Annotated in this window: 11 protein-coding genes and 1 tRNA gene; 4 read left to right on the top strand and 8 right to left on the bottom strand. The window is 69.4% G+C overall.

The window, feature by feature from the left end; all coding sequences use genetic code 11:
• Positions 1-105: 105 nt before the first annotated feature.
• The 6 genes from VM840_03465 to VM840_03440 all read right to left on the bottom strand — a co-directional run bounded on the left by VM840_03465 (position 106) and on the right by VM840_03440 (position 7,513).
• Positions 106-1,746 (bottom strand): hypothetical protein, encoded by a 1,641-nt coding sequence (locus VM840_03465; GenBank protein ID HVL80633.1) that lies wholly within the window; start codon positions 1,744-1,746, stop codon positions 106-108.
• Between the two features lie 3 nt (positions 1,747-1,749).
• Complete coding sequence (locus VM840_03460; protein HVL80632.1) at positions 1,750-2,121, bottom strand: hypothetical protein; 372 nt, start codon at positions 2,119-2,121, stop codon at positions 1,750-1,752.
• A gap of 74 nt (positions 2,122-2,195) precedes the next feature.
• Positions 2,196-2,570 carry a hypothetical protein gene (locus VM840_03455; GenBank protein ID HVL80631.1) on the bottom strand — a complete coding sequence of 125 codons (375 nt, stop codon included), beginning with the start codon at positions 2,568-2,570 and terminating at the stop codon, positions 2,196-2,198.
• A gap of 10 nt (positions 2,571-2,580) precedes the next feature.
• Positions 2,581-4,206, bottom strand: coding sequence for a hypothetical protein (locus VM840_03450; protein ID HVL80630.1), 1,626 nt, complete (start codon positions 4,204-4,206; stop codon positions 2,581-2,583).
• Positions 4,203-5,870: a hypothetical protein gene (locus tag VM840_03445; protein ID HVL80629.1), complete on the bottom strand. Its 1,668-nt coding sequence runs from the start codon at positions 5,868-5,870 to the stop codon at positions 4,203-4,205. The genes VM840_03450 and VM840_03445 overlap by 4 nt, the downstream gene beginning before the upstream one ends.
• The gene (locus VM840_03440) at positions 5,867-7,513 is read right to left on the bottom strand and encodes a hypothetical protein (GenBank protein HVL80628.1); all 1,647 of its coding nucleotides are present in this window, start codon (positions 7,511-7,513) and stop codon (positions 5,867-5,869) included. The genes VM840_03445 and VM840_03440 overlap by 4 nt, the downstream gene beginning before the upstream one ends.
• Before the next feature lie 118 nt (positions 7,514-7,631).
• Between VM840_03440 and VM840_03435 the strand changes: the two genes are divergently transcribed.
• The gene (locus VM840_03435) at positions 7,632-9,767 is read left to right on the top strand and encodes a (Fe-S)-binding protein (GenBank protein HVL80627.1); all 2,136 of its coding nucleotides are present in this window, start codon (positions 7,632-7,634) and stop codon (positions 9,765-9,767) included.
• Here the strand turns inward: VM840_03435 and VM840_03430 are convergent.
• A complete protein-coding gene (locus VM840_03430) occupies positions 9,764-10,465 on the bottom strand; it encodes a PP2C family serine/threonine-protein phosphatase (protein ID HVL80626.1) in 702 nt (233 codons plus the stop codon). The two genes, VM840_03435 and VM840_03430, sit on opposite strands and share 4 nt — an antisense overlap.
• Positions 10,466-10,545: 80 nt before the next feature.
• Between VM840_03430 and VM840_03425 the strand changes: the two genes are divergently transcribed.
• A complete protein-coding gene (locus tag VM840_03425) occupies positions 10,546-10,929 on the top strand; it encodes a hypothetical protein (GenBank protein ID HVL80625.1) in 384 nt (127 codons plus the stop codon).
• A 4-nt stretch (positions 10,930-10,933) separates the two neighbouring features.
• Here the strand turns inward: VM840_03425 and dcd are convergent, their stop codons facing one another.
• Complete coding sequence (dcd, locus tag VM840_03420) at positions 10,934-11,503, bottom strand: dCTP deaminase (protein ID HVL80624.1); 570 nt, start codon at positions 11,501-11,503, stop codon at positions 10,934-10,936.
• Positions 11,504-11,550: 47 nt separating this feature from the next.
• Between dcd and VM840_03415 the strand changes: the two genes are divergently transcribed.
• Together VM840_03415 and VM840_03410 are read left to right on the top strand one after the other, a co-directional pair.
• Positions 11,551-11,621, top strand: a tRNA-Gly gene (locus VM840_03415).
• 9 nt (positions 11,622-11,630) lie between these two features.
• The coding region (locus VM840_03410) for a hypothetical protein (protein ID HVL80623.1) at positions 11,631-11,830 on the top strand (200 nt) is incomplete at its 3' end.

Here is an 11,830-nt window from a genome sequence, read left to right as displayed (position 1 = left end):
AGGTAAGCCAGCGCCGGGTAGCGCCGGAAGAGATCCTTTCGCGCGCCCCCGCTCATGCTCCCTCCAGCCGAATAGTCAAATGTTATGCACTTTCTTCCATCCCGTCTACCCGGGGTAGATGTCCCCCTGGCAGGGTCCGGCTGCTTTCAGGCCCCCGTCCCCGGCCGGCCACTCGCCCTTGCGATAGCGCTGGCCGCCGCCGGGCAAGCGCCAACATCCCGGCTGCCCCGAACCGGGGGGTTGCCCCTGCGGATCCCACCAGATGGTGGTGGCGTCCTTCACGAACGACCAGTTGCCCGGGTCGAAGTAGCCCGCGGGCTTGTACGGGTCCGTGGACCGGTTCGGGGGGATCGCGTGCAATCCCCGATCGAGGTTCTCGGGCGTCAGCTTCGGCCCGGCCGCCTGGATCCCCCAGAAGAGCATGGTGAGGGCGTCGTACAGGTAGGGCGCCTGCCTGGGTCCGGCCGAGGCGGACGGCGTCGGGTCGGGACATGGGGGACACCCCTCCCGGTAGGCCCGGACCCAGTGCTGCTCCGTGAAGTCGTCGCGCTTGTAGTCGAACGTGATGCCGATGGCGTTCGCCCACTGCGTCTGGTCGATGTAGCGAGCCCCGCCGTTCGTGTCGGGACGCGCGCTCCCCGAGCTGCTCGGGATCACCCACTCGGGGAACCAGGCCGCGTTCGTCGCGAGGGTCGGAGGGACGTTGTAGTTCGCCCCTAGGATCACCACGACGGTCGTGACGTTGCTCGAGCGCAGCCTGGCAGGCGCGGACGCATCATCTCGACGTGTCACCGTCTCCGCGAACGTGAGCCCGCATGTGTCGCTCAGGGCCTGCGTGAGGCGCTGGGGGACGGTGACGTTGTCGTCGTGCCACAACCCGAACACCCTCTCCCGGTCCCGGTCGGTTGGGTTGCCGCTGTAGCGGGCCTTGCGGCCGTGCAGCTGCAGGCAGATCTGGGATGCCGCGATCCCGACCTCGTCCTCGACATCGGGACGGAAGGTCATCACGTGTCCGGGGTAACGCCGGTACGACTCGCGGGAGGAGCCCTCGTAGCCCACCGCGAGGCTCCGGTGCTTCGCCGCCTGCGACACCGCCGAGTAGGGGCTGACGGATGCGAAGACCCCGCGCCGCACCAGTGCCTCCTCGTGCGCCGTGACGTCCCCCCTGACGAGCCAGAAGCGGACCAGGCGGTTGTAGGTCTGGTAACGCTCGTTGAAGTAGCGCATGAAAGCCTTGCACGCGTGATCCTGGCCGTCGTCGTCGGGCGTCACGGCCGCCCCGCAGTCGGTCTCCGTGGGTCGCTGGGTCCCGGCATCGCGCGTCCCCCGGATGAACACGGCGACCTCGTCGCGGGTGACACCCTTCGACGTCGCTCCCCCGTTATCGCCCTGGAAGAACGCGACGCAGGGGGGAGAGAGCGGATCCTCCGTCTGCCGGGGTGGCTCCCCCACGCAGCGCTTCGTCCCCGGTATGCGACGGACGGATCCTCCCGCGGTCCCGTCGAGCTCGCCACCGGCGGCGCGTTCGCGGCGGCCACCGGACGAGAAGCCGAGCCCGCCCGATCCCGCCTGTCCCAGGGCGGACATGTCCCCCACCCCTTCGCCGTCGCCGGTCACGGGCGCGTACTCGGCGAGGGTGGGCGGGCCTGAGTTCGGGAGTACGAGCGCGGACGGGAGCAGGATGGCGAGTGCGGCCGCACCGGCCAGGTAGGCGAGGGCGGGGTACCTCCTCAGAGCGTCGCGCACGACCTAACGTCCCTGCTCGACCGTCTGCCCCGCTGCGTGACCGCATACGTACGCGGACCCGTCCGTCCCGACCCGCACCTGGAACCCGGTGTCCGACGCGACGTGGTCGCCGTCGACCACGACGCGCTCGGTCGTCGCGGACCCCTGGATACGCCAGCCGTCCTGACGGTCACGCACTCCAAGCAGCAGGTACTTCGGTTGGCTGATCGGACCGCCGCCCGTCCATCCCCCGTACACCCGCACGGGGACCTCCGGAACGGCCGGGTGGGAGAAATCGCTCTTCAGCTCGCTCCTGCCCGGACTGCAGGTCACGGCTCCCGCGGGCGCGGGCCACACGACGGATGCCACCACCGCAGCTGCGATCAACGACCTCATCTCTCCTCCTCAGCTCGGAACGATCGGGGCGCCGGCACGGGGCCGGCCCACTGACATCACCGCGCGACCCGGGGTCATCCGCCGGCGCGTTGCTCCACGGTCTGACCGGCACCGTGCGCGCACACGTGCACCCCGCCCCCCGACGTGGCGCCGGCCTGGAACCCCGTGTCTGTCTCCCGGTGTTCGCCGTGCACGGTCACCCCCGAGGTGGTCGCGGTGACCTCGGCGTACCAGGCGTTGTCGACCTCGCGGATGCCGGCCACCGCGTAGGTCGGATCCTCCGTCCCCCATCCGGCGAAGACCCGGAACGGTGGGTTCGGGTACGGGGGGAGCAGCGCGGGGCTGACCCGCCGCGGGTACCTGCTCAGACCCGGGCTGCACTCGACGGCGCTCGCGGGTGCGGCCCCCAACAACGTCAGCGATAGCACTGCTGCGATCACGTAGCGCACGGTGTCCTCCTCATCTGAACGAGTCGCCCTGGCACGGTCCCTGCCCCTTCACACGGCCATCGTCCGAACGCCATTCGCCCGCGCGGTGCCGGCGTCCTTCCTCGGGGAGCCGCCAGCACCCGCTGCCCGGGCTCCCCGGAGGCTGTCCGGACGGATCCCACCAGATCCGCGCCGCATCCTTCAGGTAGGTGTAGCCGCCCGGTTCGAAGTAGGCGGCCGGCCTGTACGGACCGGTGCTGGAGCTCTGGGGGATGGCGTGCAGCCCACGGTCCAGGTTGGCCACGGTGAGCCGGGGCCCAGCAGCCTGGATGCCGTAGAAGAGCATCGTGAGCATGTCGTATGCGTACGGTGCGTTCGATCCTCCCGACTGGGCGGCTGTGAAGTCCGGACAGTCGGGACACCCCTCTCGGTATGCGCGGTACCAGTGCTGCTCCGGTATCGAGTCACGGCGGTAGTCGAAGGTGATCCCGAACGCGTTCGCCCACGAGGCCTGGTTCGCGGTCCGGGCGTAGAAGTTCGTGTCGAGCCCGCGGCCGCCCGTGTCCCCGAGCACGACCCACTCGGGGAACCATCCCTGGTTGGTGGCCAGGGTGGTGGGGGTGACGGCCGACTGCCCCTGGAACAGCGCGATGACGCTCGTCACGTCGTCGGAGCGGAACCGACCCGGGGCGCCCGGGTCGTTCGGCCTCGCGGCGAAGTGGGTGACCTCGAGGCCGCACAGGTCGTTCAGGTGTCGGACCAACAGGTCCCGCTGCTCTCCGTCGGTGTCGTCGTGCCAGATGGCGAAGCGGCGCGGTTTCGAGCGGTCGGCCACGTTTCCGCTGTGCACCGCCGGCCTCCCGGCGAGCTCGTTGCACACGTAGCTCGCTCCTATGCGGTAGTGGTCCACGTGGTCGGCTCGGAAGCCGAAGAGGTGGGGAGAGGCGGCCTGGTAGTTCTGACGGCGGATCGAGTTGTAGCCGACGCTCACGATCCCGCGCCGTCCGGCCTGAACCTCGACGCCCATCGTGGCGATCGCGAAAGGCTCCCGGCCTTCGATATCGGGCACCCGCAGGTCATGTACCGAGTACAGACGCACCCGCCTGCCGTAGGTCTGGTACCGCTCGTTGAAGTAGGTCATGTAGGCCTTGCAGACGAGGTCCTGGGGCGTCTCGTCCTGCGCGGGCGGGTCCCCACAGTCGACGATGCGCCCGCGGTTGCTGTCCGAGGTCTCCGTCTCGACGAACACCCTCACCTCGCTCCCGGTGACGCCTCGAGCGGTCGCCCCGCCGTTGTTGCCGTTGAAGAAACCGATGCATGGTGGGGAGAGCGGGTCCTCCGTCTGGCGAGGAGGTGTGCCGGCGCACCGCTTGTTGCCGGGCCTCGTCTGGGCGATCCCGTCCGACGGGTCCGTCACCTGGTCGGGGGCGTCCCGTCGGCCCCGACCCGACCCGAACCCGAGCCCCCCCGATCCCGCCTGGCCGAGCGCGGACACGTCTCCCGTGCCTTCCCCTTCGCCGGTTACGGGTGCGTACTCGGCCAGCGTGGGCGGCCCCGAGTTGGGGAGCGTGAGCGCGGACGGGAGCAGGACCGCCAGCATCCCGGCTCCCACGAGGTAGGCGAGGGCCGGGTAACGGCGGAACACGTCGCGGCTCATCGGACGCTCGTCGCGGAGCCCTGGCATGGGTCACCGTCCCCTCGGATGTCCTGGTCGCCCGCGGTGTACTCACCGACCCGGAACCGGGTCCCGGCCCCGGACATCCGGTAGCAGCCCGGGTTCGGGTCGCCGGGGGCGCGCCCCGCTGGATCCCACCAGATCACGGCGGCGTCCTTTATGAACGTGTAGTTGTCGGGAGCGAAGTACGCGGCCGGCTTGTACGGACTCGAGCTGCGATCGGGCGGGATCGCGTGCATGCCCTTGTCGAAGTTCTGGGGCGTGAGCCTCGGTCCGGCGGCCTGGATCCCGTAGAACATCATCGTGAACGAGTCGTAGGTCCATGGGGCATCCGGGTCGGCGGGCTCCGGACAGGTCGGGCACCCCTCGCGGTAGGCCCGGTACCAGGCCTGGTCGGTCAGGTGGTCTCGCCGGTAGTCGAAGGTTATGCCCACGGCGTTGCGCCACTGCGAGCTGTTCAGCATCCGGGCGCTCTCGTTCGTGTCCACCCCCCGGGTGACCCAGTCGCCCGGGACGACCCACTCGGGGAACCATCCGTCCTTGGCCGCGTTGTTCGTGGCCAGGATGTTCACGCCGCTCGTGTTCGGGAACAGGACGGCCGTCGTGACGTTCGCCGCCTTCATCTTCGACGGCGTGTTGGGGTCGGTCGCCTCCTCCATCGCCGCCAGCTCGATGTCGCACATGTCGCGGACGATCCTCTTGAACTCCGTCCCGGTGCCTGAGTTGATCTGGTACCCGACGGCACCGAACACCCGACGCTTCCCGCGGTCGATCGGGTTGTCGGTGAAGCGGACGCCCCCGTTCTTGAGCTTCAGGCACACGAAGCTCGCGGCCAGGGTCCTCTGCTCGGTCGTGTCCTGGCGGAACGACACCATGTAGGGCGCCCGGCGCAGGTAGTTGTCACGGCTCGACGGCTCGTACGCGGCCCCCATGATCTGCCGGTTCGCGGCCGACGACGTGATGGGGGATCCGTTCCCCTGCTCGCCCATCGCGACTATGCCGAACGGGTCGACCTTCTCGACCACCTCCTGCAGTTCGGTGCCGTACTGCTTCGTGCGATGGAAGTAGGCCCACACCCGCGGGCGCCGGTTGTACGTCTGGTAGCGCTCCCCGAAGTAGTTGGCGAACGCCTTGCAGCCGTGCACCTCGGGTGGGTCGTCCGGCGATGGCCCGAGCGCGCAGTCGAACCACTTCCCTCGCAGGCCTGACGACTCGGCGGAGTCGAGGATCAGGACGAGTCGTACCTCGTCCTTCGTCACGCCTTTCGCCGTCGCTCCGCCGTTGTCGCCGTCGAAGAAGGCGATGCACGGCGGCGAGAGGAGGTCCTCCGTCTGGCGGGGAGGCGTCCCGACGCACCGCTTGGTGCCCGCCTTCCGGGTCACGGGGCGCAGCGGGTCGTCCGTATCTGGTCTGGACGCGCCCGGCCGATCGGACCCGCGCCCGGACCCCAGACCTCCCGACCCGGCCTGCCCCAGATGGGAGAGGTCGCCCGTACCGTCCCCGTCGCCCGTGACCGGCGCGTACTCCGCGAGCGTCGGGGGCCCCGAGTTGGGCACGATCAGCGCCGACGGCAGCAGGACGGCCAACACCCCGGCCCCCACGAGGTAGGCCAGCGCGGGGTAGCGCCGGAAGACGTCGCGGCTCACCCCGGCGTCACCTCTCCCTGGCACGGGCCGGGTGCCTTCACGAGGGAGTCGCCCTCGGGCCATTCGCCCGCCCGGTAGCGGCGACCGTCCTGCGGGAGACGCCAGCACCCCTTCGCCGCCGATCCTGGCGGCTGTCCGGACGGGTCCCACCAGATGGCCGCGGCGTCTTTGAGGTAGCTCGAATTGCCGGGCGCGAAGTACGCCGCGGGAGCGTAGGGGTTCGTGCTCTGGCGCGGGGGGATCGCCTCGAGCCCCCTGACTAAGTTGTGGTAGGTGAGCCGCGGTCCGGCGGCCTGGATCCCGTAGAAGAGCATCGCCATGCTCTCGTAACCCTGTATCGCCGCGTACGTCTGCGTCCCCGTGAGGGGGGGACAGTCCGGGCAGCCTTCGCGGTACGCGCGGTGCCAGGGCTGATCGCTGATCTCGGCACGGCGGAGGTCGAAGGTCAGTCCGATCGCGTTGGCCCACTGCGCCTGGACCGGGAAGGTCCGGGCGAGGAAGTTGGTGTCGAGCCCGAGCAGACGGTTGGACCCCGGGACGATCCACTCGGGGAACCAGCCCTGTCTGCTGGCCGCCTGGGTCACGGTGGCGACGCTCGTGTCGGACAGGTGCACGATGACGGACGTGACCCCCTCGCGTTGCATCTGAGCCGCCCCGGTCGCGTCCTGCCAGTCGTAGAGCGCGTAGGGCTCGATCCCGCAGCGCTCCTTGAGGGCCGCCATGAGCATGGTCGTCTCGATCTGGTTGCGCTGGGCGGCCCACAGCCCGAACCTGCGCGGGTCGTCGTGCATCGTCGGGTCGCCGGCGTACCGGGCCTTGCCCCCGGCGAGACGCAGGCAGATGTAGGTCGCTGCCAGCTGGGACTGGTCATCGAGGTCCTGGCGGAAGCTGATGCTCCCGGGGCTGCGCCTGCGATAGCTGGTGCGGGGCGCGCCCTGGAAAGCCACGGCCATGGTTCCGGTCTCGAGCGCCTCGGACGTGTAACCGACCCCGGCCTTCGCGAACGGCTTGATCTTCGCGTCGATGTCGGCCCACTGCTTCCCGATGTCGCCGTGGCCGCTCCACAACCTGACCCTGCGGTCGTAGGTCTGGTAGCGGTCGTTGAAGAAGCGCATGTAGGCCCGGCACAGACGGTCGAGGTGGTCGTCGTCGTCGCGGACGTCCCCCGCGCAGTCGACCGGCTGGTTCTTCTGGTCACTCGCCGCCTTCTCGTACTGGACGAGGACCTGCACCTCCTCCGCGGTGACCCCCTTCGCGGTCGCCCCGGGGTTGCTGCCCTCGAAGAAGGCGCTGCACGGTGGGGACATCGGGTCCTCGGTCTGCTGGGGCGGCTGACCCACGCACCTCTTCGTTCCCGGCTTGCGCTGGGTGCCGCCGGACGCCCCGGTCGCCAGGTCCTCGAGATCCCCCCGGGACACCCGGCCCGCAGACCCGAAGCCCAGCCCGCCGGAGCCCGCCTGGCCGAGGCCGGACATGTCCCCCGCCCCGTCCCCGTCTCCGGTGACCGGCGCGTACTCGGCGAGCGTCTCCGGTCCGCCCTGGGGCAGCGTCAGCGCAGACGGGAGCAGCACGGCGAGTAGCCCCGCGCCGACCAGGTACGCCAGCGCCGGGTACCGCCTCCAGACCGACCCCCCGTCTCGCATACCCCATCTTAGAAACAGTCAAAGGTCGTTGACAATGGCTGAATCAGTTGCTCTCCCCGCTCCCGGTCCATCCATTACTCTCGGTCGCGACCCGGCCCGACCCTCACAGGAGGCTCAGATGCTCCGACCCGCCGTGCTGATCGTCATGGCGGCGGTCACCTTCGCGATCGCCGGCCGACGAGCCTGGGAGCTCTTCAAGCTCGTCCGCGCAGGCGAGAAGGATCCAGAGAGGTTCCAGAACATCCCGAAGCGGATCCGCTACGAGCTGACGAAGGTCATCGGCCAGAAGAAGCTCCTGCGGTGGACGGGCCCCGGCCTCGCTCACGCCTTCACGTTCTGGGGCTTCCTCGTCATCCAGGTGGCCCTGCTCGAGAGCGTCGGCGAGTTCTTCGACCCGCACTTCGCGCTCCCGATCATCGGCAGGCAGGCCTGGCTGGGCTTCATGTTCGACTTCTTCGTGCTGGCGGTGGCCGTGTCGCTCTTCTCGTTCTTCCTGATCAGGTTGAAGAACAGCCCCCATCGCCACCAGCGTCGCTCCCGCTTCTTCAAGTCCCACGTGGGCCCCGCCTTCCTCGTCCTGGCCCTGATCTTCGGCGTGATCTCGACGTTGCTGGTCCTCAACGCCTCCCGGCACGCGCTCGGCCGGCTCCCGTACGCGGACGGGGCGTTCCTGGCTCGCCCTCTGGGGAACTGGATGCACGGCCGGTTCAGCGAGGGCGCGCTCGAGGCGATCGACTTCGCGACGCTGACCGCACACGTCGCCATCGTGTTCGGCTTCCTGATCCTCGTCCTGTACTCGAAGCATCTGCACATCTTCACGTCGCCGCTCAACGTCCTCTTCGGACGACACCCCTTCGCGCTCGGCCGCCTGAAGCCCGAGCACATCGACATCGAGTCGATGGACGAGAACACGAAGATAGGCGCGGGCAAGATCACCGACCTCTCGTGGAAGCACCTCCTGGACGGGCTCACCTGCACCGAGTGCGGGCGCTGTCAGTCCGTCTGTCCGGCCTGGAACACGGGCAAGGAGCTCAACCCGAAGCTCGTCATCCTCAACCTGCGCGACCACGCCTTCGAGGTGTCCCCGGTGATCACGGGCCGGGTCCCGGCCGAGCAGGCCACGGGGTCGCTGAAGACGGCCCTCGACCGTTCCCTGGTCCCGGACGTCATCACCGACCAGACCTTGTGGGAGTGCGTGACCTGCGGGGCGTGCGTCTACGAGTGCCCGGTGGACATCGAGCACGTCGACCAGATCATGGACATGCGACGCCACCAGGTGATGATGGAGTCGCGGTTCCCGCGCGAGTCGATGGGGATGCTCAACAACCTCGAGTCGACCGGGAACCCCTGGGCCATCTCCGGTGAGGGCCGGATGCAGTGGGCGAAGGGGATGACAGACGAGATCCGCGTCATCCCCCCCGGCGGCCGGATACCCGACGACGCCGAGTACCTCTTCTGGGTCGGGTGCGCAGGCGCGTCGGACGACCGTGCGATGAAGACGACCCGGGCGGTGGCCAGGCTGCTGCTCGACGCCGGGATCGGGTTCGCCGTCCTCGGCCCCCAGGAGAACTGCACGGGCGACCCGGCCCGTCGCATCGGCAACGAGTTCCTCTATCAGGAGACCGCCAAGGCGAACGTGGAGACGCTGAACGGGGCGGGCGTGAAGAAGATCATCGCCCAGTGCCCGCACTGCTTCAACACGCTGCGCAACGAGTACCCCGACTACGGCGGCTCATACGAGGTGGTCCACCACGCGGAGCTGCTCGCCGAGCTCGTCGCGCAGGGGCGGCTGCAGCCGAAGACCCCGCTCGACGCCCACGTCACCTACCACGACCCCTGCTACCTCGCGCGTCACAACGACGTGATGGCCGACCCGCGTCTGGTGATCCGCGCGACCGGGGCCCGCCAGACCGAGATGCACCGGTGCGGACGCAAGACGTTCTGCTGCGGCGCCGGGGGCGCGCGGTTCTGGATGGAGGAGACCGAGGGGAAGCGGATCAACCACGAACGCATCGACGAGGCCCTCGGGACGGACCCCGACGTCGTCGCGACCGCCTGCCCCTTCTGCCTGGTGATGCTCGACGACGCCGTGAAGGACCGTCAGATGCAGGGCCAAGGGGAGGGCGTCGAGGTCATCGACGTCGCGCAGATCCTCGTCCGGTCCATGGGTGAGGTGCGTCCGGCCAAGGCGGGGGTGGCGGCCGGGACGTCTGAGTCAGCCACGGAGGCCGAGACCCCCGGGCACGAGGTCTAGCCGGACAGGTCGGCCACGACCGCCGTCACGTTGTCGTTGGACCCGGCCTCCAGCGCGGCCTTGCAAACGGCCTCGGCGGCCGCCTGCACGTCCTGCGTCTCGGACAGCAGCCTCCCCATGTCCCCGTCGGAGAGGTAGCCAGAGACGCCGTCCGTGCACAGGAAGAGCCGGTCTCCCGGTCCCATCTCGACCTTGGACACCACCGGCTCTAGCCTCTCCTGACGCCCCCCGACGACCTGCGCGAGCGCCTTCGGGTTGCGCAGCTTGGCTGCCTCGTCCGCCTTGCCCTCCGCGATCAGCTTCGCCTCGGCGGTCTGGTCCGTCGTGAGCGGCTGCAGCTCGCCTCCCGAGAGCAGGTAGGCGCGTGTGTCGCCGATGTGCGCCAGCACGATGCTCCCGTCCTGGATGGCCGCCGCGGTCAGCGTCGTGACCATCGTGTGCAGGAGGCTGTTGCACCGGGAGGCGGTCTGGACGACCTCGTGCGCCGCCTGGACGGCCTCCTCGATACCGACACCCCGTTCGAAGGACGCGCGCAGGACAGCGACCGCGACGGCGCTCGCCACCTCTCCGGCGGGACGTCCTCCCACCCCGTCGGCGACGGCCAACAGCCGCGCCGTGGCCGCCATGGCGTCCTCGTTGTTCGTTCTCACGGTCCCGGTCTCGGACCAGGACCCGGTCAGGAAGCTCGGTTGGGACATGTCACCTCGGCAGGGATCTCGGCGTGGACATGGAAACAGTCAAAGGAGTTTACTGTTTTGAAGCGGCTCGAGGAGGCTCGATGAGGCGGTTGGCCATCGTACTGACGCTCATGATCCCGATCCTTGGCGCAGCCCCCGCCATGGCCGATCACACCGGTGGTGGTGAGCACTGCGACGTGCCGACGAACGGGTCCGCTCCCGACCCCGGGCACTACCTCCGCTACAGCACGGCGGATGGGGCGCAGGTCCTCGCGTGCTACCCCGACGGGCGCGCCGGCGCCGGGACGCATCAGGACGGAAGGACCTACGTGTACTGGGACCCTTCGTACATGACGCCCGCGAAGGGCTACGCGATCCTCTGGATCAGCGGGACGAGCGCGAAGGTCTGCAGCGTCGGGGGCGGCTACACCCCCGGGCAGCCGCCCCCGCCCCCGAAGCAGGGGTCCTCGAGCTGCTACCCCTGACCGCCTACCGGTCGGTGAAGTTCTCGAAGTAGCGGGAAGGCGTGGGGCCCTCCTGGCCCTGGTACTTCGAGCCCACCTCCGTGCTCCCGTACGGGTGCTCGGCCGGCGTGGTCATCGTCTGGAAAGAGATCTGGCCGATCTTCATCCCTGGGTAGATGGCGATCGGCAGGTTGGCCACGTTCGAGAGCTCCAGCGTCACTCGGCCGGAGAACCCCGGGTCGACGAACCCGGCGGTCGAGTGGATCAGCAGCCCGAGGCGCCCGAGTGACGACTTCCCCTCGAGCCGGGCCACGAGATCGTCCGGGAGCTTCACCCATTCGAGCGTCGTCCCCAGCACGAACTCTCCCGGGTGGAGGATGAACCGCTCGCCCTCCGGCACCGTGACCAGCTCGGTCAGGTCGTCGAGCGGCTCCCGGACGTCGATGTACGGGTGCCGGGCGTTGTGGAAGACCCGGAACGCGTCTCCCACCCGCACGTCGTAAGAGGACGGCTGGACGCAGCCCGCGTCGTACGGGTCGATGACGAGCCTGCCGGACTCGATCGCCTCGCGGATGGACCGGTCGGAGAGGACCACGGCGGGATGCTACCGCAGATGGCGGACGCGGTAGAATCGGAGCCGTTGCGGGCGTAGTTCAATGGTAGAACACGAGCTTCCCAAGCTCGATACGAGGGTTCGATTCCCTTCGCCCGCTCAGAGCGCCGTGATCTCGCGGTACGTGATCCTCCTCATCGCCCTGGGCGCGCTCTCGTGCGCCGACGCTCCCGAACCGGCCGCGGACCGGAGGCCCCCCGCGCCTGCTCCCCCGGTCGTCGGCGGCTCGTCGATACGGATCGTGAGCGTCGCCGGAGAGCCGGGTGGACGCGGCGGCGCGTGGAACCTGGGTGCGGACCAGGACACGGT

The organism is Actinomycetota bacterium (assembly GCA_035540895.1).
Lineage (GTDB): Bacteria > Actinomycetota > JAICYB01 > JAICYB01 > JAICYB01 > DATLFR01.
Note: the sequence above shows the minus strand (reverse complement) of the source record. Positions and strands in the feature narration are given on the sequence as shown.

Excerpts from the sequence above, each read along its gene's own strand:
- VM840_03460 (HVL80632.1), bottom strand. The coding sequence starts at position 2,121 with ATGAGGTCGTTGATCGCAGCTGCGGTGGTGGCATCCGTCGTGTGGCCC.
- VM840_03450 (HVL80630.1), bottom strand. The coding sequence starts at position 4,206 with ATGAGCCGCGACGTGTTCCGCCGTTACCCGGCCCTCGCCTACCTCGTG.
- VM840_03440 (HVL80628.1), bottom strand. The coding sequence starts at position 7,513 with ATGCGAGACGGGGGGTCGGTCTGGAGGCGGTACCCGGCGCTGGCGTAC.
- VM840_03435 (HVL80627.1), top strand. The coding sequence starts at position 7,632 with ATGCTCCGACCCGCCGTGCTGATCGTCATGGCGGCGGTCACCTTCGCG.
- VM840_03430 (HVL80626.1), bottom strand. The coding sequence starts at position 10,465 with ATGTCCCAACCGAGCTTCCTGACCGGGTCCTGGTCCGAGACCGGGACC.
- VM840_03425 (HVL80625.1), top strand. The coding sequence starts at position 10,546 with ATGAGGCGGTTGGCCATCGTACTGACGCTCATGATCCCGATCCTTGGC.